Raw genomic sequence first — 20,417 nt, 5'->3', positions numbered from 1 at the left:
TCACCACTGCTCGTGCTGCGGGTACAGCGGGAAGTCGGCGGCGAGCGTGTCCACGCGGGCCTGCAGGGCTTCGACATTGACGCTGCCGGCGGTGCCCCCTACCAGAGCGGTGGCGATGATGTCGGCCACCTCGGTGAACTCCTCGGCGCCGAAGCCGCGGGTGGCCAGGGCCGGGGTGCCGATCCGCAGGCCGGAGGTGACCATCGGCGGGCGGGGGTCGAACGGCACGGCGTTGCGGTTCACGGTGATGCCCACGGAGTGAAGCAGGTCTTCTGCCTGCTGGCCGTCCAACCGGGAGTTCCGCAGATCCACCAGGACCAGGTGCACATCGGTGCCGCCGGTGAGGACGGAGACGCCGGCGTCGGACACGTCGGCCTGGTTCAGTCGGTCGGCGATGATCCGGGCGCCTTCCAGGACGCGCTCCTGGCGTTCCTTGAATTCCTCCGTGCCGGCGATCTTGAAGGCAACGGCCTTGGCGGCGATCACGTGCATGAGGGGTCCGCCCTGCTGGCCGGGGAAGACGTTGGAGTTGATCTTCTTAGCCCATTCCTGCTTGGCCAGGATCACGCCGGAGCGGGGACCCGCGAGGGTCTTGTGCACAGTGGAGGTGACGACGTCGGAGTGCGGCACCGGGCTGGGGTGCAGGCCGGCGGCCACGAGGCCGGCGAAGTGCGCCATGTCGGTCCACAGCAGGGCGCCGACCTCGTCGGCGATCGAGCGGAAGGCCGCGAAGTCGAGCTGCCGCGGGTAGGCGGACCAGCCGGCGATGATGACCTTCGGCTTCTCGGCTATGGCCTGTTCGCGCAGTTTGTCCATGTCGATCCGGAAGTGATCTTCCTCGACCTGGTAGGCGGCAACCTGGTAGAGCTTGCCGGAGAAGTTAAGCTTCATGCCGTGGGTCAGGTGGCCGCCGTGGGCCAGCGACAGTCCCAGGATCTTTTCCCCCGGGGTGATCATGGCCGAGAGCGCCGCGGCGTTTGCCTGCGCGCCGGAGTGCGGCTGAACGTTGGCGTATTCGGCGCCGAAAAGGTCCTTGACCCGGTCGATCGCGAGCTGTTCGGCAACGTCGACGTATTCGCAGCCGCCGTAGTAACGGCGGCCGGGGTAGCCCTCGGCGTACTTGTTGGTCAGGACCGAGCCCTGGGCTTCCATCACCGCGCGCGGTGCGAAGTTTTCGGAGGCGATCATTTCCAGGGTGCCGCGCTGGCGGCCCAGTTCCTGCGCCAGTACGGCGGCGATTTCGGGATCAAGTTCGGCCAGCGGCTGATTGCTCACGGCGGCTGAGGTGAGGCGGACGGAAGTAGTCACGGAAAACTCCTGGCTTGGCAACGGGCACTGCTTTTAAGGTCAGGTTACCGGCTGGCCCGCTGCGTCGCCCCTAGATTACGGCCCCGAAGACGGGGACGCGGAAGACGGGGCGCACTTCAAGGATCAGCACCCCCGCGGGAGGACCGACGACGGGCCGGCAGCCAGGCTGCCAACCGGCAAAACATGACCCTCGGCCCAGGCGTACGATCCGTGGTCTTCGTGAGTGCCGCTCCCTGGTGGTTAGCCACCCAACGCCAGTTGCGACCGTTCAATGCTACCCCAGCCCCTGCCCGCGCGCGGGTAGGCTGGTCATCGTGACTGACCAGAACCTGACTGCTTCCTACATCCTGACCCTCTCCTGCCCCGACCGGCCCGGGATCGTGCACGCCGTCGCCGGCGCGCTCCTCGTGGCGGGCGGCAATATTACGGACTCCCAGCAGTACGGCAGCCAAAGTACCGGCACATTCTTCATGCGGGTGGAGGCCACGACGGCGGCGTCCCTGATTGAACTCCACGCGGCGCTGGAGCCTGTGGCGCGGGCGTTCGGCATGCAGTGGAGCCTCAACCCGGAAGGCCGGAAGGTCCGCACCCTGTTGATGGCGAGCACCTCGGCGCACTGCCTCAACGACCTGCTCTTCCTGCAGCGTTCGGGCACCCTGCCGATTGAGATCCCGGCCATTGTGTCCAACCACAAGGATCTTGCCGGCCTGGCCGAGTTCTACGGCATCCCCTTCCACCATATTCCGGTCACCCCGGACACCAAGGTCCAGGCCGAGGACAAGCTGCGGGCCCTGATGGCGGAGCACACCATCGAACTTACGGTGCTGGCCCGCTACATGCAGATCATCTCCAACGAACTCTGCGACGAGTTGACGGGCAAGGCCATCAACATCCATCACTCCTTCCTGCCGTCCTTCAAGGGCGCCAGGCCGTACCACCAGGCGCACGCCCGCGGCGTCAAGCTGGTCGGCGCCACGGCGCACTACGTGACGGCCGCCCTCGACGAGGGCCCGATCATCGAACAGGAAGTCATCCGGGTGGACCACCGGCGCACCGCCGAACAGTTCGTCCAGATGGGACGCGATGTGGAGGGCCGCACGCTCGCCCAGGCCGTGCAGTGGCATGCCGAGCACCGCGTGCTGCTGGACGGCAACCGGACGGTTGTCTTTAACTGACGCAGGTCATTGACTAGAGCCATGGCACCTCTACAGGACGACCAGTTGGCGGAGTTCGTGGCCCTGCTCAAAACCGAAGGCCGGCGGTCCGTGCTCGGCCTCGATTGCGGCCCGGGCGCGGACGGGCTGCGCTTTGTCCGGGCCGGCATCCATTTCACCGGGGTGGACCCGTCCGAGGAGAACATCCATTCGGCACGCGCCCGGGGCCTCGAGGCAACAGTGGCGCACGCCGGGTCGCTGCCGTTCGCAGACTCCGCTTTCCCTTCGGTGTGGGCAGTGGGCGCCCTGGCCGGCCTGCCCCCGGAGCAGCGGGACGACGTGGTCCGCGAACTGGGCAGGGTCACGGCGCCCGGCGGCCCGATCGCCGTCGTACTCCCCGGAGAGGGCCTCCCCGAATCGGGTCCGCACGGCGCCGGAGAAGGCGGGGGCTTCACGGTCCTCCGTTCCCCCGCTTGAAGAAACTCCCGTTGCGCTATCACTTGTGGTCGTTTCCAGCTCCCCAGAAGGACTCCAACTGATAGCTCAACGGGAGGGCGTGTGTCCTCCAGCAGCAGGGGCCGTTTGGGGCGCTCAAAACGGCTCAAACCGTCTCCGCTGCGAGCTAACGTCTGGAGCGGCGCACGCTGCGCATGTACCCGCCCAGGAAACCTCCGAGGATCAGCACGACGCCGCCCAGCCGGGCCAGGCGCACACCCAAACGGTGGCGGTCCCGGGTCCGCGCGGCCCAAGACGCCAGGAAGATGAGCGTGGCGACGAGGTTGGCTGCGGCGTGGACGACGCCGATGCGTTGGGCGGCGCGGTCGGCCCGGGCCCACTCGGCCCAGCCGCTGAGTCCGGTGGGGCCGGCCGCGACGACGCCGAGCGCCACGAGTCGGGCGGCTGCCCGCCGGGAGCCGGCATCCGGGAAGAGGTCCAAAAAGATCGCCATAAACCAGGCACCAAATGGCACGTCCGTGGCAATGACGTGCGGTGGAATGCCGGTGGCGTCGCCGTGGAAGAAGCGCCGCAGCCGGGGCTTGGCCACGAGCCGGCCCGCGAGGGGTCCGGCGGCCCGAACGGCCGGGTCGAGGCGGTCAGATTCCTCCAGCCGCCGCATCATTCGCAGGAACATCCCGTTTTGAGTCACTACGGACCACCTCCCGGACAGCGCGGTTGTTGGCCCGATCCTACTCAGCCCGGGCCGCCGTTCAACCCCTGCCACCCAACTTGGTAGCAGGTGCCGTTCTGGGCGCCCAGAACGGCGTGCCAACACGGCCCGTGCCGGGAGTTGATTGGGACGGGCCGGGCGCGGAGGGGGCGTGTCCTAGGCTGAAGGCATGGCTCCCCTCTACGCTTTCGCCGGCGACACCCCGGCCGTCCACCCCTCCGCCTTCATCGCGCCCACCGCCTCGGTGATCGGCAACGCCACCTTGGCCGAGGATTCCAGCGCCTTCTACGGCGTATCGGTCCGCGCCGACACCGCAGCGATCACCGTCGGCGCCGGCACCAATCTGCAGGACAACGTGGTGCTGCACGCAGACCCCGGCTTCCCCTGCACCGTCGGCGCCCGGGTCAGCGTCGGCCACAGCGCCGTCGTGCACGGCTGCACGGTCGAAGACGACTGCCTGATCGGCATGAGCGCCACGATCCTCAACGGCGCGGTGATCGGCGCCGGCTCCCTCATCGCCGCCGGCGCGGTGGTGCTGGAAGGGACCGTCGTACCGCCCCGCTCGCTGGTCGCCGGCGTGCCGGCAAAGGTCCGTCGCGAATTGAGCGACGAGGAATTCGCCGGCGTCCAGCAGAACGCCGCGCACTACCGGGAATTGGCCCGGGCACACCGCGAACTGCACGGCTGACGTTCGATCCGCCGGCTCCAGCAGCCGGCGGCCGCGGCGGACATGCCAGCGGACCTTCCAGTAGACCTCCTGACCCTCCTTGCGTTAACTTCTTGACTGCAAGCCTCCAATGCGTCACGCTTCATGTCATGCCCTCACCAACGCGCTCAACGAGGAGCCGAACCAAAAACCCCGGATCACAATCCGCACTCCGGCATCTGAACCAGCAGCGGATCATCGAATGCCTCCTGGCCGGCCCCTCCACGCAGGCCGAACTGGCACGTCAGACCGGTCTCTCCACCGCCACGGTCTCCAACATCGTCAGGATCATGCAGGACGCCGGACTGGCGTCCACCGAGCCGATCACCAGCTCCGGACGGCGTGCACTGAACGTCCGGCTCAACAGCAACGGGGCCGTGGCCGTCGGAATCGACTTCGGCCGCCGGCACCTGCGTGTGGTCCTCGCCTCGCTCAGCTACCACGTGATCGCCGAGGAATCCGTCCTGCTGCCCTTGGGCCACCACGCCGAGGAAGGCATCACCGCCGCCGTCGGGGTGCTGGACCGGCTGCTGGCGGACAGCGGCGTCGAACGCAGCGCCCTGGTGGGCGCCGGCGTCGGCATCCCCGGCCCCATCAACCGCCGCACGGGGACCGTGGCGCAGGGTGCCATCCTGCCCGAATGGGTAGGCATCAATATCCAGCAGCGACTGGAGGAAGCCCTGAATCTCCCCGTTTTTGTGGACAACGACGCCAACCTCGGCGCGCTGTCCGAGGTCACCTGGGGACCACACAGCGGCATCGGCAACCTGATGTTCCTCAAGATCGGTTCAGGCATCGGCGCCGGATTGATCCTCAACGGGGTGCCCTACTACGGCAACGTCGGGATCACCGGCGAAATCGGCCACGCCACCATCCACGAACACGGGCTGGTCTGCCGCTGCGGCAACCGCGGCTGCCTGGAAACCATCGCGTCCACCACCACCATGATCGAGCTGTTGAGCCGCGGCGAAGACAGGCCGTTGACGCCGGAGGACATCGTCCGCAAGGCCCTCGTCAAGGACTCCGCAACGCTGCGCGTGGTGGACGACGCCGGACTCGCCGTCGGACGTGCGCTGGGCAATGTGGCGAACCTGATCAACCCGGAAGTGATTGTGGTGGGCGGCCCGCTGGCCGGACTCGGAGAGCTGCTCCTGGACCCGATCCGGCGGGGTCTGGTCCGCCATGCCGTACCCGTCATCGGTGAGACCACCACGCTCACAATGTCCTCGTTGGGAAACCGGGCGGAGGCCCTGGGTGCCACCTCACTGGTCTTCCAACATGCCGGAATCCGGCGCAGCTAAGTTATTTGTTACCACCCCGTTGCGTTAAAGACTTGACGACAAGGCCTGTGATCCAGTTTACTTTTTCATCAGACGGCCTTGCGGTTTGCAGGGGCCGGACAACGAAGTCATGCATTGGAGGCGTAAGGGCAGATGACGTCCCTCAACACGCACAGCGATCCGGTAATTCTCGAGATGCGCTCCATCACCAAAGAGTTCCCCGGCGTCAAAGCGCTGTCGGAAGTGACCCTGCGGGTGAAGGCCGGTGAAATCCACGCCATCTGCGGTGAAAACGGCGCCGGCAAGTCCACGCTGATGAAGGTACTCTCCGGCGTCTACCCCCACGGCAGCTACACGGGAGACATCGTCTACCAGGCGGAAGTCCAGGAATTCAAGGACATCCGGGCCAGCGAACACGCCGGAATCGTGATCATCCACCAGGAGCTCGCACTCATCCCGGAACTCTCGATCATGGAGAACATCTTCCTCGGCAACGAACCCACCAAACGCGGCGTGATCGACTGGGCCCAGGCCCGGACCCGCTCCACCGAACTGCTGGCCAGGGTGGGGCTCCGCGAGGATCCGCAAACCCCGGTGAAGGAAATCGGCGTCGGCAAGCAGCAGCTCGTCGAAATCGCCAAGGCGCTCAACAAGTCCGTGAAACTCCTGATCCTGGACGAGCCCACCGCCGCGCTGAACGAATCCGACTCCCAGCACCTGCTGGATCTCATGCTGGGCCTCAAGGGCCGCGGCATCACCTCCATCATCATTTCCCACAAACTCAATGAGATCGAGCAGATCGCGGATTCCATCACCATCATCCGCGACGGAAAGTCGATCGAGACGCTCGATGTCAAGGCCGACGGCGTCGACGAGGACCGCATCATCAAGGGCATGGTGGGCCGGACGCTGGAATCCCGTTTCCCGGAGCACGAACCCCAGATCGGCGAGGTCTTCTTCGAGGTCAAGGACTGGAACGTGGGCCACCCGCAAATCCAGGACCGCCTGGTCTGCAAGAACTCGAACTTCTTTGTCCGCCGCGGCGAGATCGTCGGCTTCGCCGGGCTGATGGGGGCCGGGCGCACCGAACTTGCGCGTTCCGTCTTCGGCCGCTCCTACGGCCGGTTCATCTCCGGCCACGCATACAAGGACGGCAAGGAGATCACCCTCCGCAACGTCAAGCAGGCCATCGACGCCGGGCTGGGCTACGTGACCGAGGACCGCAAGTCCCTCGGGCTGAACCTGCTGGACGACATCAAGGCCACCACGGTGTCGGCCGCGCTGAAGAAGATCAGCAAGCACAACGTCGTGGACGCCAACCAGGAATTCACCGTCGCCGAGCAGTACCGCAAGTCATTGCGGACCAAGGCGCCGTCCGTGGAGGAGGGGGTGGCCAAACTGTCCGGCGGCAACCAGCAAAAGGTGGTGCTGGCGAAGTGGATGTTCACCGACCCGGACCTCCTGATCCTGGACGAACCCACCCGCGGGATCGACGTCGGCGCCAAGTATGAGATCTACGGCATCATCCAGCAGTTGGCCAACCAGGGAAAGGGCGTCATTGTCATCTCCTCGGAGCTGCCCGAGCTGCTGGGCCTTTCGGACCGCATCTACACCATCTTCGAGGGCGCCATCACCGGCGTGCTCGACAAGGACGACGCCAGCCAGGAGAGCCTCATGAAACTCATGACGTCCGCCCGCAAGACCGCCTGACCCGCTGGGACCATCAAGAACACTCCGATCACTGACGGAAACAAGGACTGAAACAATGAACGCGCTCAAGAAGCTCTTTGGCGGCAACACCCGTCAATTCGGCATGATCTTCGCCCTGGTTGCGCTGATCGTCTTCTTCCAGATTTTCACAGAGGGCCGCACGCTCACCCCGGGCAATGTCATCAACCTCTTCAACGGCAACTCCTACATCCTGATCCTCGCGATCGGCATGGTCCTGGTGATCATCGCCGGCCACATCGATCTCTCAGTCGGCTCGGTGGCGGCCTTCGTGGGCGTCAGCGTGGCGCTCATGGTCCGGGACTGGGGCATCCCGTGGTACCTCGGCGTCCTCTTCGGGCTGCTGCTGGGCGTGTTGATCGGCGCCTGGCAGGGCTTCTGGACGGCCTATGTGGGCATCCCGGCGTTCATCGTCACACTGGCCGGCATGCTCCTGTTCCGCGGCTTCAACCAGTTCGTCGGCAAGTCCAACACCATCCCGGTTCCGGCGGATTTCCAGTACATCGGGTCCGGCTACCTGCCTGAGCTCGGACCCGACACCGGCTTCAACAACCTGACCGTTCTGCTGGGCCTGCTCGCTGTTGCCTTCGTGGTCTTCAGCGAACTCCGTTCCCGCCGCACGGCCAAGGCCCTGGGCGCGGAGGTGCCCGAAAGCTGGGTCACGATCACCAAGCTGGTCCTGGTCTGCGGCGCCATCCTCTACGCCACGTACCTGTTCGCCACCGGCCGCCCGGGCACGTCCTTCCCCATCCCGGGCCTGATCCTCGCGGTCCTGGTCATCATCTACGGCTTTATCTCCGCCAAGACCATCATCGGCCGCCACATCTACGCGGTGGGCGGCAACCGGCACGCCGCGGAGCTCTCCGGCGTACAGTCCAAGAAGGTCAACTTCCTGGTCATGATGAACATGTCGATCCTGGCCGGCCTCGCCGGCATGATCTTCGTCGGCCGCTCCACCGCTTCGGGCCCGTTCGACGGCGTCGGCTGGGAACTGGACGCCATCGCGGCCGTGTTCATCGGCGGTGCCGCCGTGACCGGCGGCGTGGGCACCGTGATCGGCTCGATCGTCGGCGGCCTTGTGATGGCCGTGCTGAACAACGGCCTGCAGCTCCTCGGCGTCGGCGCCGACCTCACCCAGATCATCAAGGGCCTGGTGCTCCTGATCGCCGTCGCCTTCGATGTGTACAACAAGACCCAGGGCAAAAAGTCGATTATCGGCCTGATGATGAAGAACTTCGGCCGCAACAACGAAATCAAGCCCGACGAGACCACGTCCACCAAAGAGGTCATCTCCAGGGGAGCCTGAGCGTCTCCCCTGGTCCCGGACTCCGGTCCCGCCTCCCGAAGATTCTCCGCACACCATCTATAGAAAGTGAACCAAGCAATGCAACTGATTGGTAAAGCAGGAAAGGCAGCAGCGATCGCTGCTATTGCGGCACTGGCGCTGACAGCCTGCGGCCGTTCCGATACCGGAACATCCGGTGGTTCCACCGCCGGCGGCGAGGCGTTCCCCAAGAACTCCTCGATCGGCGTCGCGCTCCCCCAGAAGACCAGCGAAAACTGGGTCCTGGCCGAGAAGCTGTTCAACGACGGCCTCAACGGTGCCGGCTTCAAGGCAGATGTGCAGTTCGCCAACGGCGGCGTCTCGGAGCAGCAGAACCAGATCAGCGCCATGGTCACCAAGGGCGCCAAGGTCATCATCGTCGGCGCCATCGACGGTGCGCAGCTGGGGACCCAGCTGCAGCAGGCCAAGGAATCCGGCGCCACGATCATCGCGTATGACCGCCTGCTGCTGAACACCGCCAACGTGGACTACTACGTGGCCTACGATAACTTCAAGGTCGGCGTCCTCCAGGGCCAGGCCCTGCTGGACGGCATGAAGGCCAAGAAGGCCACCGGTCCGTACAACATCGAGCTGTTCGCCGGTTCCCCGGATGACGCCAACGCGAAGGTCTTCTTCGACGGCGCCATGAGCATCCTGAAGCCGAAGATCGACGACGGCACCCTCAAGGTAGTCTCCGGCCAGACGTCCTTCGAGCAGGCAGTCACCCAGGGCTGGAAGGCAGAGAACGCCCAGCGTCGTGCTGACACCCTGCTGACCGGCAGCTACGGCAGTGCAACCCTCGACGGCGTGCTGTCCCCGAATGACACGCTCGCCCGCGCAGTCCTGACCTCGGTCAAGGCCGCCGGCAAGCCGCTTCCGGTGATCACCGGTCAGGACTCCGAGGTTGAATCCGTCAAGTCCATCCTCGCCGGTGAGCAGTACTCCACCATTAACAAGGACACCCGCAAGCTCGTTGAGCATGCAATCACCATGGTCAAGGACATCCAGGCCGGCAAAAAGCCCGAGATCAACGATGACAAGTCCTACAACAACAAGGTCAAGACCGTTCCGGCCTACCTGCTGGAGCCGGTCATCGTGACGAAGGAAAACGTCAAGACCGCCTACGCCGACGATCCGGTACTCGGACCGCTGACGAAGTAATACCTGTACGGTTGCTCCCCGATCAGGCAGTCCCTGATCAGGCAGTCCCTGAACACGCGTTGGCCGCTTAGACAGCACCGCGAAGAGCCCCGGCTCCGCCTTTTGGCGGACCGGGGCTTTTTGCTGACCGGACGCTGCGCCGGAGCGGGTGAGAAGATGTCTCCATGACTGCCCTCATCGCCAAGCCGTGGCTGTTCAGCCAGCCCCACCAGGATCCCCGCACCGCCACCGGCGCACCACTGCGCTGGGGCGTCATCGCCACCGGCGGCATTGCGGCGGCCGTCACCCGCGACCTCAGGCTCCTGGCCGATGCCGAGCTCTACGCGGTCAGTTCCCGGACCCAGGCAGCGGCGGACGCCTTCGCCGCCGACTACGGCTTCGCGAGGGCCTACGGGGACCAGAACGGGCAGGCCGGCTACCGGCGGCTGCTCGCAGACGACGCCGTCGACGTCGTCTACATCGCGACCCCGCACGCCCAACACCACGAGATAGCACTGGCGGCCCTCACCGCCGGCAGGCATGTCCTCTGCGAGAAGTCGTTCACCGTCAACGCCCGGGAGGCCACTGAGCTGGTGTCATTGGCCAGGGACAAGGGGCTGTTCCTGATGGAGGCGATGTGGAGCCGCTTCCTGCCGAGCATGCAGCGGGCCTTCGAGATCGCAGCCTCGGGAGAGGTGGGCGAGGTCAAGTGGGTCAGCGCGGACCTGGGGTTCCCGGCACCGTATTCGCCCACCTCGAGGCTCTGGGCACCCGGAGATGGCGGCGGCGCCCTGCTGGACCTGACCGTCTATCCGTTGCTGTGGGCGCTCGGCACGCTGGGTTTCCCGCAGACCGTCAGCGCCACCGGATGGCTCAACGACGACGGCGTGGACGCCCAGAACGCGCTGACCCTCGGGTATCACCACGGGGCCCAGGCGCAGCTGACCTCGTCCCTGCTGGCGCACGGCCCCCGCACGGCGACCGTGGCAGGCAGCCTCGGGTTCCTGCAGACCACCGGCTCGATCAACAACCCCCAGGAGCTCCAGGTGCGGGTCGGCTTCGATGAGCCGCGAAGCGAGCACTTCACGGTGGTCGGGAGGGGTTACAGCTACGAACTCCGCGAGGTCATCCGTTGCATCCAGCAGGGGCTCACCGAGAGCCCGGTCATGCCACTGGAGGACTCCCTCAACACCATGCGGCTGTTCGACGGGGTCCGCGCGCAACTGGGTGTCAGCTACCCCAACGACGCCCGCTGACCCTGCGATTCGGCGCTTGGGGGCCGCCGAATTTGGCGTAGACTCTGGACTCGCCCCGGCGCACGGACTTACCCTGTAGACAACCGTCGAGTTTCCGGGAAATGGGGTGTGCGCATGGACCCAGCATCAGTCCCGCTGCGCGCGCGCCGCCCCATCCGGCGGGTGCTTCTGGGCGGCGTCACCGGAATCGCCTGGCTGGCGCTCTCTGCGACAGCTGCCAACGCCGACGACGCCGCCGCATCGGCTCCCGGCGCGACGGATCCCGGCGCGACGGTTACGATCGCCGCGAGCCTTGCCGTCGCCCCTAACCTTGCGATCGCCGCAGCGCCGGCAACACCCGCAGCACCGGCGGACACCACAGCCGGGGCGGCCACCGCGGAGAACGCGCCAGTACCCGTTCCGTCCGGATTCGCTGCCGGAGGCACGCCCTGGGCCGCTGTTCCGGTGCCGACGGCGGTGACCGCGCCGGATGCCGTTTTTGTCCTTCCAACGGCGCCGCCGCTTCCTGCCCCGGATCCTGTGGTTCCCGTCCCTGTTCCGCCCGTGCCGAGCCCCGTCGATCCTGCTCCGGCCCCGGTCGTTCCGCCCGCTCCGAGCCCGCCACCGGCCGTTCCGCCGGCCCCGGTGGTTCCCGCGCCGGCCCCGTCACCGGCCGTGCCGCCGGCCCCGGTGAATCCCGCGCCGAGCCCGGTGAATCCCGCGCCGGCCCCGGATCCTACGCACCCTGCTAGCCCACCGCGTCCGTCGCCGTCTCCGGCAGACCCGACGCCCGCACCGGTCCCCACGCTTCCCGGCCCGGACCCCGTTCCGGATTTACCAGCGCCTGGTTCGGGGGTTCCAGGCCCCGGGCTGCCGGGCGACCCCACGCTGCCGGTTGTTGACCCGGCGTTGCCCGCCGACCCCACGCTGCCGGTTATTGACCCGGCGTTGCCCGCCGACCCCACGCTGCCGGTTGTTGACCCGGCGTTGCCCGCCGACCCCACGCTGCCGGTTGTTGACCCGGCGTTGCCCGCACCCGGACTCTTTGTCATTCCGTCTGCTGATCCCATCGCGCCTCCACTGGACCTGGCCGGCGCCGTAACCGTGCCATTCCCGGTGGCGGTAGGCGCGTCGGACTCCGGAGCCCTCGAAGACTACGGGGTGGTAAGTGAGCCGGTTGCGACTGAACAGCCGGCCGATCCCTATGCCCGCAAGCTTCGCTCCGGGTACGCCTTGATGCCAGAGCCTTCCACCGATCGACCGGGAGATGCCCAGCAGCCCTCCGGCCCGCCCGGTGCGGCCCCGCCGGCTGTCCCCGCCCCTGGAGCCGGGGAGACAACAACGCCCAGCGGCCAGGGCGACCCGAGCCCCTTGCCCGGAGGGACAGGTCTGCCCGCTCCGAATGCCCTTCCGCCGGCTCCCGGCTCGGGCTCCGGCAATATGAGCTCCGCCAACGGTCCCTCGGGTGCAGTCGCCTGGATCCCCAGCCTCTACCTGGTCATCCCCACGGCCGGCGACGACCCCATCCGCGGCCCGCTGCAGCACGAGCACTCAGCCGTCTCAGCCGACCCCGGCTCATCTCCTGACTAGTTAGCCGCCTCTGCCCTCCACAGAGCACGGCCAATTGGGTTGCCTTGGGCGCCCGCCAACAGTCAATCAGGAGATTCCCCAATGGACACCACCGTCCGCGACCCATTTTTTGGCAACCCAATTTCCCACGCCCCCATCGCCCCGGGCCCGACGCTTTCGGCGTCTTCTCCGCTTCTTCCGACGCCGTCCCGGCGCACCCTAACGGCCAGCCTGCCATCGAAGCGAAAATCATGGCTGCAACACGAGGCCCACCCGCCCTAGTGAAGCCAGTCGCTCCCGTTGAGGTCCCCTGACCGCCGGAGCGAAGTCGTTGGGTCCGCTGGGGGACTCAACGGCATTCACTGGCTCCGGCGGCTACCCGCCCACGGCGCGGCCTGCTGATTCAGGTTGCGCCGTGAGGGCGGCGGATACCCATCCCGGTATCATTCTTGAGTGACGCCGCTGTGGCGCACGGGGAAGGGACGGGTACAACGTGGACATTTCGTCCAATAACGTCACGTCGGAGCTGTTGAGCGGACGCTATCAGCTGGGCGAATTGATCGGCCGGGGCGGCATGGCGTCGGTGTATACCGCCAGGGACTTAAATCTCGGCCGTCACGTGGCCCTCAAACTCTTCGCACCACAGTCAGCTGATCCTGACGAGCTCAGGCGCCAGGAAGCGGAGATTCAACTCCTGGCGACCCTGAATCATCCCAGTCTCGTGACACTCTTCGATGCCGGGACGGACACCCGTATCCCCGAGGAACCCCGACCGTTCCTGACCATGGAACTGGTGGACGGACAAGACCTCAGGGTGCGGATCCGGCACAGCCCGTTGCCTCTCAACGAGGTGGCAGTCATCGGTGCCGGCGTGGCTGACGGCCTGGCCTATGTTCATTCGCTGGGCATCATCCACCGGGACATCAAACCGGCCAATATCTTGCTGGTTCCGGTCCGGCCAGGCGAACCGCTGCGGCCAAAACTCACCGACTTCGGAATTGCCCGGATCATGGACGGGACCCGGCTCACAGCGACTGGCACCATGGTGGGGACCGCCGCCTATCTGAGCCCGGAGCAGGCACGGGGCGCCGATCTTGGCCCGGCGAGCGACATCTACTCGCTGGGGCTCGTGCTGCTTGAATGCATCAAGGGCGAGATCGAATACCCGGGCAGCGCGGTGGAGTCTGCCGTGGCCCGGCTGCATCGGGCCCCGACGATTCCGGCCGCTGTGCCCGCCGAATGGGCCCGGCTGATTCGGGCGATGACAGCCTTGGAGCCGCTGGAACGGCCGGCGGCCGCTGACTTGGCGGTGGCGTTGCGCCACGCCCTGATCTCCTCCGCGTCGCTTCCTGGCGTGCTGGTCGCAGAGCGCACCAGGGTGCTTCCCGCACCGCCTGCCGGGCCCCCGCGGCTGGCCAACGCCACCACGAAGGCCGACGCCGGAACGCGCCCCCTGCACCAGTTGGACCCCGATGCGGTCACCGCGGCCCGGACGGGCCGGGGCTCCTTCGTGGCCCGGCCGCTCGCGCACCTCCGGCAGACCGGCCGCCGGGCCCGAATCGTCGTGATGCTCGCCATTCTTGCCGTCGTTGCCGCGGGAATCGCCGTCACAATCGCGGCCGCCGCACCGCCGGCACCCGCCGTCGTACCCTATCCCGCCGTGACCGGAAGCCTGGGCGAACGCCTCGCACAACTGCAAAAGAGTGTGGAACCATGACTCGAGTCTCAGCGCCCCGGGGCAACGGGACCCGCACCGGAAAAGCGGCAGCAAAGCTCACAGGATGCCTGCTCGGCACCGCACTGCTCACCGGCACGCTGGCAGGCTGCGGCACCACCGCTCCTGAGCTGGGCCGCGACGCGGCCCAGCAGCTTCAATCCCAGGTCTTTGCGGTCACCGAGGCCGCGGCGGCCAATGACCCGGCCGGTTCCCTCAAGCTCCTCGACGGGCTCGTGGAGAGACTGGACGCGGCTGCCGCCAGCGGGGACGTGTCCTTCAAGCGCCACCAGAGCATCAGGGCATCAATCGATGCTGTCCGCGCGGATCTGACGGCCCAGCAGGCCGCCGCCGAGGCGGCCCGGGTGACCGCAGAACAGGAAGCGGCGGCGCAGGCTGCGGCCGCGGCGGCGGCCGCAGCGGCCGCGACGTCGGCACCGGTAGCGCCGGAACCCGTCCCGGTCGACAATGACAAAGCCAAAGGCAAGGGCCAAGACAAAGACAAAAGCGACGACTAGCACCGGGTTTCGGTCGGCTCTGGAGAGGTCCTGGCCGCGCTGATGCGTCCGGATTCAGGGACATGCCCCGCGCCGGGGCCAGCGGATGGACATTGTGCCACTATGCCCAGTCCCGGCGCGAAGAATGAGCATGTCCCCCCGCGAACCGGAAAGGACCAGGCCCCGATAGACCGCCGACAAAGCAGCGAAAATTGCCACCAGCACTGGGTACCATTCGGCTCCGGGGAGGTCCTGGCCGCGCTGATACTTCCGGGCAATGCCGGTGCCAACAGCGCAGACCAGCACAAGATGTTTGGCAGGCCTCAGCGCGTTCAACCTCTATGCGAAGCTCGGTTCTATCTGCCGAAAGAGCCCGCCAGCGCTGAAGCACCCGGTCAATCCGGCGTCGAGTCACGTGTTCATCTTCGGGCTGAGGCAGGGGAAAACCTGCTGGTAGAGTTGCAAGCGTGACCTTGTTTTACCGAGCTATTAAGCAGGGCGTTTATCAAATCTTTCATTTGCGATCCGAACGACCTTTAAGCCGACAGGACGCATCTAGCAGAATTTCCGCATTCGTCTACGGGGACATTCTGATTCTTGCTGCTCTAATTGCGTTATACCCCGAGGATTTACTCGGTCTGAAAGCAGTAAGCTATATCGTTGGAACCGGTGTATCGACCTACTTTGCCCATGTCTTGGCGCAATCCATCGGTTCTTCAGTGGAAACTGACGATCACCCCCTGGGCGGGCACCTGCGGCAGGAAGTGTGGCACGCTGCACCGATCGCTTCGGCAGCGCTGGGTCCAACATTATTCATGGTGGCTGCTTTGTTGGGCTGGATCGGTCCGGACTTAGCTCTTCAGCTGGCAATCCTGGTGACAGTGATTCGGCTCGCCGGACTGGGATGGGTTGTTGGACACCTACGAGGAGAGCGCGTATCAGTGCGGACCCTCCTGCTGGGCATCATCCTGGCAGTGTTGTGCGTAGCTGCTGCCCTACTGAAAACGGTAGCAACCGATTGAACAGAGCCTGGATCTCTCGCAACACCGGTCCGCGGCGGGACTCAGATGTTCGGGGCCGGCGCCCAGGCCGACTGGCGCGAGATCGCGGGTGCCGACCCCGCTCCGGCGGGAGGAGCCCCGCGGGATCCTCCCACGTCCCAAGCGTCTCAGGCGTCCCAATGTCCGGTCGATGCCCCGGTCGCCGGAAACCTGTCCCAGGCCCGGTGGGTTGCGAGGAATCCGGTCAGCTGCGCAACGACGTCGGCGGGGATGGGTCCTACAGCGACGCCCGCTGCGTCCTGCGGGATGCTCGACCGTTCCAGGCAGGTGACGGCAGGCCCCCAGCCGCCTATTGCCTTGGCGTGACGGAACGTCTCGGAAAGCAGCGACACAACTCTCGGGTCAACCGTCGCCCCGACTCACCGGCCTTGGCGTCCCTACCCTGCGCGGCGTCCGGAGCCGGCGCGCCGGAACCTGCCACCAGCACGGTATCGAACTCGGTCGATCGGGCCGTGAGGTAGCTCCGCTGGACCGGGATCCCGCCGTCGGGCCCGCCGAGAACACCTCCGGCCGGGTCGATCACGAGCGGGACGATTCCGGCCGCGTCGAGGGCGGCCCGCGCGGTCCGAACGGAGTCCAGATCACTGTCCTCGTCGACGATGATGCCCACCACCCGGCCGGCCACCGGCCAGGAACCACCCAGCGGCGGCCGTCTGCCGCCTCCGCCGAAGCTAAGCTTGCTTAGCACCTTAGTCGGCAGCATCCGCAAAGACAACAGCAACCCGGAAACCGGAAACCGGGCCAGAAAAAGACCGGACCAGAAAAGACCGAACGGCGCCCTGGACATTTCCGGAGCGCCGTTCGTTGTGCCACACCGCCGGTGGGATGCCGGCTCAGCGTGAGCTACCCCAGCATGGACAGCACGTCGCGGAACTTCGCGGAAGGGCGCATCACGGCGGTGATCTTGGCTTCGTCCGGGCGGTAGTAGCCGCCCAGATCAACCGGGGATCCCTGCACGGCGAGAAGCTCGCCGACGATGGTCTCCTCGCCGGCGTCCAGCGCGCCGGATACCGCAGCGAAAGCGGCAGCCAGCCCGGCGTCGTCGCTCTGGCGGGAGAGCTCCTGGGCCCAGAACTTGGCGAGATAAAAGTGGCTTCCCCGGTTGTCGAGCTCGCCGGCCTTGCGCTTGGGGGACTTGTTCTCCAGCAGGAAGGTGCCGGTGGCGCGGTCCAGGGTGTCCGCCAGGACCTGGGCACGGGCATTGCCGGTGGAGGTGGCAAGGTGCTCGAAGCTCACGGCCAGGGCAAGGAACTCACCCAGGCTGTCCCAGCGCAGGTGGTTTTCCTTCAGCAGCTGCTGGACGTGCTTCGGGGCTGACCCGCCGGCGCCGGTTTCGAAGAGGCCGCCGCCGTTGATCAGCGGGACCACGGAGAGCATCTTGGCGCTGGTGCCGAGTTCGAGGATCGGGAACAGGTCCGTGAGGTAGTCGCGCAGCACGTTGCCGGTCACCGAGATGGTGTCCTCGCCCTTGCGGATCCGCTCCAGGGTGAAGGCCGTGGCCTCATTCGGGGACATGATTTCGATCTGCAGGCCCTCGGTGTCGTAGTCCTTGAGGTATTCCTCGACCTTGGCGATCATCCGGGCGTCGTGGGCGCGGCCCTGGTCCAGCCAGAACACGGCCGGCATGGCGGAGGCGCGGGCACGGGTAACGGCCAGCTTGACCCAGTCGCGGATCGGCACATCCTTGGTCTGGCAGGCACGCCAGATGTCGCCCGGGGCCACCTGGTGGTCGATCAGCACGGTGCCGGCGGCGTCGACAACCTGCACGGTACCGGCGGACGGGATTTCGAACGTCTTGTCGTGGCTGCCGTATTCCTCGGCGGCCTGGGCCATCAGGCCGACGTTTGGGACGGTGCCCATGGTGGTCGGGTCAAAGGCGCCGTAGGCACGGCAGTCGTCAATGACAACCTGGTAGATGCCGGCGTAGCTGCTGTCCGGGAGGACGGCGAGCGTGTCGGCTTCCTGTCCGTCACGGCCCCACATGTGCCCGGAGCTGCGGATCATGGCCGGCATCGAGGCGTCGACGATCACATCGGAGGGCACGTGCAAGTTGGTGATGCCCCTGTCGGAATCCACCATGGCCAGCTCGGGGCCGTCGTTCAGGCCCTTCTTGATGGCCGTCTCCACGTCGCCGCGGATCTCTTCCGGGAGCTCCTCGAGTCCGTTCAGGATCGAGGCCAGGCCGTTGTTGGGGCTCAGCCCGGCGGCGGCGATCTGGGCGCCGTAACTGTCGAAGAGCTCGGAGAAGTACGCCGTGACGACGTGGCCGAAGATGATCGGGTCCGAGACCTTCATCATGGTGGCCTTGAGGTGGGCGGAGAACAGCACGCCCTCTTCCTTGGCGCGGGCAACCTGGGCGGCGAGGAACGTGTCCAGGGCGGCGGCGCGCATCACGGTGCCGTCGATGACCTCGCCGGCGAGGACGGGGAAGGCCCGCTTGAGGACCTTGACCGTGCCATCGTCCTTAACCAGCTGGATTTTGATGGTGCCGTCGGCTTCGATGACCACGGACTTCTCGTTCGAGGCAAAGTCATCGCTGTCCATAGTGGCGACGTTGGTCTTGGACGCGGGGGTCCAGGCGCCCATGCTGTGCGGGTTCTGGCGGGCGTACGCCTTGACCGAGAGCGGGGCGCGGCGGTCAGAGTTACCTTCGCGCAGCACCGGGTTGACGGCGGAGCCCTTGATCTTGTCGAAGCGGGAGCGGACGTCCGTCTCCACGTCGGAGGAGGGGTTGTCCGGGTAGTCCGGCAGCGCATAGCCTTTGTCCTGGAGCTCCGCGATGGCGGCCTTGAGCTGCGGCGTCGAGGCGCTGATGTTCGGCAGCTTGATGATGTTGGCTTCGGGGTTCTTCACGAGGGCGCCCAGCTCGGCCAGGGCGTCGCCGATGTGCTGATCCTCGGTAAGGTAGTCGCCGAACGCGGCGATGATGCGGCCGGCCAGCGAAATGTCGCGGGTTTCCACTTCCACACCGGCCGTCGAAGCGAAGGCTTCGACTATCGGCAAGAACGAATAGGTGGCCAGCATCGGCGCTTCGTCGGTGTGGGTATAGATAATCTTTGCCATTGCTCGGGCGTCTCCCTGAAGGTCTGGGTATTTGCGGAATTTTGTGTTGGCTCAGCACCCCTAACTTACCCGAGGGACCCCGGTTGCCGCCTACCGGCGTCGGACGCCCCGGACTCAATGACCTTGCAGCATCTTATGACAATAATTGACAAACTGCTTTACAGGTCAGTCAAACTGCAGTAGGTTCGTTTCCATGACGGCGGCCACCCACCGGTGACCGCCCCCGCTTTCCACCGGTTAGGACAACCATGAGAACACCCAAGACTCTGGCCACCGCCCTCCTCAGTCTCTCGGCAGCGGCGCTGTTGGCGCTGAGCGCCGCGGGCGCAGCCACGGCCGCCCCGGCGCCCGGCAATGCACCGGCGGACCCCTCGGGTGTCACCAGCCATAGCGTCGTCGAGACCGGCACGGCAGGCTACTGGACCGAAGAGCGGATGCGGAACGCCATCCCCGGCGATGTCCTGGCAGAGAAAGCCATGAATCGCAACAACAACTCCAAGGCGGCCTTGAGCCGTGCGGTAGACGCTGGGGCACCCAGCACCGTTGAGGCTGCGGCACCGTCACTGCAGGCCAAGCAGGCCCAGCCGATCCAGCCAATGGCAAATGCGAGCGAATCCCCCGTCAAGCACATCGGTAAGGTCTTCTTTACCCTGGGCGGCGCCAACTATGTCTGCTCTGGCAACTCCATCTCCTCCGGCAACAGGAGCACCGTCTCCACGGCGGGCCACTGCATCAATGAGGGCCCCGGCGCCTTCGCCACCAAGTGGACCTTTGTCCCGGCCTACCTGAACGGCGCCGCACCCTACGGCCAGTGGACGGCCAAGAGCCTCTACGCCCCCACCCAGTGGAGCTCCGCCGGCAACATGGCGTACGACACCGGCTTCGCCGTCATGTCAACGCTCAACGGCCAGAACCTATCCGACGTGGTGGGTGCCTCCGGCGTGCGGTTCAACGCCGCCCGCGGCCTGAGCTACAAGGCGTTCGGCTACCCCGCGGGGGCCCCGTTCAACGGTGAGTCGCTCAAGAGCTGCAGCGGCACCGCCACGAACGACCCCAACAACTCCTCCTTCATGACCCAGGGCATCCCCTGCAACATGACCGGTGGATCCTCAGGCGGCCCGTGGTTCATCGGCTCCAGTTCCACGGGATACCAGAATTCCGTCAACAGCTACGGCTACGGCAGCAACTCCACCTCGATGTACGGACCCTACTGGGGTTCGGTCATCCAGCAGACCTACAATTCGGCAGCCGCTGCCTAGCCCCTGCCCCACCAGCTAAGGCAACGCGGGGTCACTTGCGGCCCATTCCACACCGTGGGATGGGCCGCAAGTGACCCCGCGTTGCTCCTTTTTTTCACGCCGCGCCAATCCACCACGGGACATGCCCTCCCTTGGCCCCGACGCCTGGACATAGTCCCACTGTGCCCATTTCTGGGCCCAAAGAATGGACATGTCCCCCCGATCCCGTCAG

General features: G+C 66.2%; 18 protein-coding genes and 1 riboswitch. Of the genes, 13 read left to right on the top strand and 5 right to left on the bottom strand.

Translation table 11 applies throughout. From position 1 onward, the window contains the following. Positions 1–1,308 (bottom strand): serine hydroxymethyltransferase, encoded by a 1,308-nt coding sequence (gene glyA, locus AC50X6_RS06415; protein WP_494965418.1) that lies wholly within the window; start codon positions 1,306–1,308, stop codon positions 1–3. Positions 1,309–1,494: 186 nt separating this feature from the next. Next, a riboswitch (ZMP/ZTP riboswitch) is annotated at positions 1,495–1,580 on the bottom strand. 42 nt (positions 1,581–1,622) lie between these two features. Here glyA and purU point away from each other — a divergent pair. Together purU and AC50X6_RS06405 are read left to right on the top strand one after the other, a co-directional pair. After that, positions 1,623–2,483: a formyltetrahydrofolate deformylase gene (gene purU, locus AC50X6_RS06410; protein WP_494965417.1), complete on the top strand. Its 861-nt coding sequence runs from the start codon at positions 1,623–1,625 to the stop codon at positions 2,481–2,483. Between the two features lie 21 nt (positions 2,484–2,504). Next, complete coding sequence (locus AC50X6_RS06405) at positions 2,505–2,939, top strand: class I SAM-dependent methyltransferase (RefSeq protein ID WP_494965416.1); 435 nt, start codon at positions 2,505–2,507, stop codon at positions 2,937–2,939. A gap of 145 nt (positions 2,940–3,084) precedes the next feature. Here AC50X6_RS06405 and AC50X6_RS06400 read toward each other — a convergent pair whose 3' ends face one another. After that, a complete protein-coding gene (locus tag AC50X6_RS06400) occupies positions 3,085–3,609 on the bottom strand; it encodes a DUF2231 domain-containing protein (RefSeq protein WP_494965415.1) in 525 nt (174 codons plus the stop codon). A 190-nt stretch (positions 3,610–3,799) separates the two neighbouring features. On the opposite strand from AC50X6_RS06400, the gene AC50X6_RS06395 reads away from it, so the two are divergent. The 10 genes from AC50X6_RS06395 (at position 3,800) to AC50X6_RS06350 (ending at position 15,845) form a co-directional block, all read left to right on the top strand. Beyond that, positions 3,800–4,318, top strand: coding sequence for a gamma carbonic anhydrase family protein (locus AC50X6_RS06395; protein WP_494965414.1), 519 nt, complete (start codon positions 3,800–3,802; stop codon positions 4,316–4,318). A 128-nt stretch (positions 4,319–4,446) separates the two neighbouring features. Continuing rightward, complete coding sequence (locus AC50X6_RS06390) at positions 4,447–5,637, top strand: ROK family transcriptional regulator (RefSeq protein ID WP_494965413.1); 1,191 nt, start codon at positions 4,447–4,449, stop codon at positions 5,635–5,637. 132 nt (positions 5,638–5,769) lie between these two features. After that, the gene (gene mmsA, locus AC50X6_RS06385; RefSeq protein ID WP_494965412.1) at positions 5,770–7,326 is read left to right on the top strand and encodes a multiple monosaccharide ABC transporter ATP-binding protein; all 1,557 of its coding nucleotides are present in this window, start codon (positions 5,770–5,772) and stop codon (positions 7,324–7,326) included. A gap of 55 nt (positions 7,327–7,381) precedes the next feature. Beyond that, positions 7,382–8,650 (top strand): multiple monosaccharide ABC transporter permease, encoded by a 1,269-nt coding sequence (gene mmsB, locus AC50X6_RS06380; RefSeq protein ID WP_494965411.1) that lies wholly within the window; start codon positions 7,382–7,384, stop codon positions 8,648–8,650. A gap of 78 nt (positions 8,651–8,728) precedes the next feature. Then, positions 8,729–9,829, top strand: a complete 1,101-nt coding sequence (locus AC50X6_RS06375) for a substrate-binding domain-containing protein (RefSeq protein WP_494965410.1) — start codon at positions 8,729–8,731, stop codon at positions 9,827–9,829. A 164-nt stretch (positions 9,830–9,993) separates the two neighbouring features. Beyond that, the gene (locus AC50X6_RS06370; protein WP_494965409.1) at positions 9,994–11,064 is read left to right on the top strand and encodes a Gfo/Idh/MocA family protein; all 1,071 of its coding nucleotides are present in this window, start codon (positions 9,994–9,996) and stop codon (positions 11,062–11,064) included. 114 nt (positions 11,065–11,178) lie between these two features. Beyond that, entirely contained in the window at positions 11,179–12,633 is a 1,455-nt protein-coding gene (locus AC50X6_RS06365; protein WP_494965408.1) for a hypothetical protein, read from the top strand. 553 nt (positions 12,634–13,186) lie between these two features. Further along, positions 13,187–14,329 carry a serine/threonine-protein kinase gene (locus AC50X6_RS06360; protein ID WP_494965559.1) on the top strand — a complete coding sequence of 381 codons (1,143 nt, stop codon included), beginning with the start codon at positions 13,187–13,189 and terminating at the stop codon, positions 14,327–14,329. Next, positions 14,326–14,844, top strand: a complete 519-nt coding sequence (locus AC50X6_RS06355; protein WP_494965407.1) for a mucin-associated surface protein — start codon at positions 14,326–14,328, stop codon at positions 14,842–14,844. Before AC50X6_RS06360 ends, AC50X6_RS06355 begins: the two co-directional genes overlap by 4 nt. Positions 14,845–15,290: 446 nt before the next feature. Next, positions 15,291–15,845, top strand: a complete 555-nt coding sequence (locus AC50X6_RS06350; RefSeq protein ID WP_326968041.1) for a hypothetical protein — start codon at positions 15,291–15,293, stop codon at positions 15,843–15,845. Between the two features lie 146 nt (positions 15,846–15,991). Here the strand turns inward: AC50X6_RS06350 and AC50X6_RS06345 are convergent, their stop codons facing one another. The 3 genes from AC50X6_RS06345 to AC50X6_RS06335 all read right to left on the bottom strand — a co-directional run bounded on the left by AC50X6_RS06345 (position 15,992) and on the right by AC50X6_RS06335 (position 18,947). Next, positions 15,992–16,216, bottom strand: a complete 225-nt coding sequence (locus AC50X6_RS06345) for a hypothetical protein (RefSeq protein WP_494965406.1) — start codon at positions 16,214–16,216, stop codon at positions 15,992–15,994. Then, entirely contained in the window at positions 16,174–16,587 is a 414-nt protein-coding gene (locus AC50X6_RS06340; protein ID WP_494965405.1) for a type 1 glutamine amidotransferase family protein, read from the bottom strand. The genes AC50X6_RS06345 and AC50X6_RS06340 overlap by 43 nt, the downstream gene beginning before the upstream one ends. A 140-nt stretch (positions 16,588–16,727) precedes the next feature. Continuing rightward, positions 16,728–18,947, bottom strand: a complete 2,220-nt coding sequence (locus tag AC50X6_RS06335) for an NADP-dependent isocitrate dehydrogenase (protein ID WP_494965404.1) — start codon at positions 18,945–18,947, stop codon at positions 16,728–16,730. Positions 18,948–19,195: 248 nt separating this feature from the next. On the opposite strand from AC50X6_RS06335, the gene AC50X6_RS06330 reads away from it, so the two are divergent. Next, positions 19,196–20,206, top strand: coding sequence for a trypsin-like serine peptidase (locus AC50X6_RS06330; protein WP_494965403.1), 1,011 nt, complete (start codon positions 19,196–19,198; stop codon positions 20,204–20,206). Positions 20,207–20,417: the final 211 nt, after the last annotated feature.

It is taken from the genome of Pseudarthrobacter sp. HLT1-7 (assembly GCF_059383435.1).
The sequence above is the reverse complement of the archived record's forward strand: the minus strand, read 5'-3'. Positions and strand labels throughout refer to the sequence as shown.

What these genes read in the sequence shown, in the direction of transcription:
- AC50X6_RS06360 (WP_494965559.1), top strand. Translation starts at nt 13,187, where the DNA reads ATGGCGTCGGTGTATACCGCCAGGGACTTAAATCTCGGCCGTCACGTG.
- AC50X6_RS06355 (WP_494965407.1), top strand. Translation starts at nt 14,326, where the DNA reads ATGACTCGAGTCTCAGCGCCCCGGGGCAACGGGACCCGCACCGGAAAA.
- AC50X6_RS06330 (WP_494965403.1), top strand. Translation starts at nt 19,196, where the DNA reads ATGAGAACACCCAAGACTCTGGCCACCGCCCTCCTCAGTCTCTCGGCA.
- AC50X6_RS06390 (WP_494965413.1), top strand. Translation starts at nt 4,447, where the DNA reads ATGCCCTCACCAACGCGCTCAACGAGGAGCCGAACCAAAAACCCCGGA.
- AC50X6_RS06375 (WP_494965410.1), top strand. Translation starts at nt 8,729, where the DNA reads ATGCAACTGATTGGTAAAGCAGGAAAGGCAGCAGCGATCGCTGCTATT.
- AC50X6_RS06340 (WP_494965405.1), bottom strand. Translation starts at nt 16,587, where the DNA reads ATGCTGCCGACTAAGGTGCTAAGCAAGCTTAGCTTCGGCGGAGGCGGC.
- AC50X6_RS06365 (WP_494965408.1), top strand. Translation starts at nt 11,179, where the DNA reads ATGGACCCAGCATCAGTCCCGCTGCGCGCGCGCCGCCCCATCCGGCGG.
- AC50X6_RS06405 (WP_494965416.1), top strand. Translation starts at nt 2,505, where the DNA reads ATGGCACCTCTACAGGACGACCAGTTGGCGGAGTTCGTGGCCCTGCTC.
- mmsA (WP_494965412.1), top strand. Translation starts at nt 5,770, where the DNA reads ATGACGTCCCTCAACACGCACAGCGATCCGGTAATTCTCGAGATGCGC.
- AC50X6_RS06335 (WP_494965404.1), bottom strand. Translation starts at nt 18,947, where the DNA reads ATGGCAAAGATTATCTATACCCACACCGACGAAGCGCCGATGCTGGCC.
- mmsB (WP_494965411.1), top strand. Translation starts at nt 7,382, where the DNA reads ATGAACGCGCTCAAGAAGCTCTTTGGCGGCAACACCCGTCAATTCGGC.
- AC50X6_RS06395 (WP_494965414.1), top strand. Translation starts at nt 3,800, where the DNA reads ATGGCTCCCCTCTACGCTTTCGCCGGCGACACCCCGGCCGTCCACCCC.
- AC50X6_RS06370 (WP_494965409.1), top strand. Translation starts at nt 9,994, where the DNA reads ATGACTGCCCTCATCGCCAAGCCGTGGCTGTTCAGCCAGCCCCACCAG.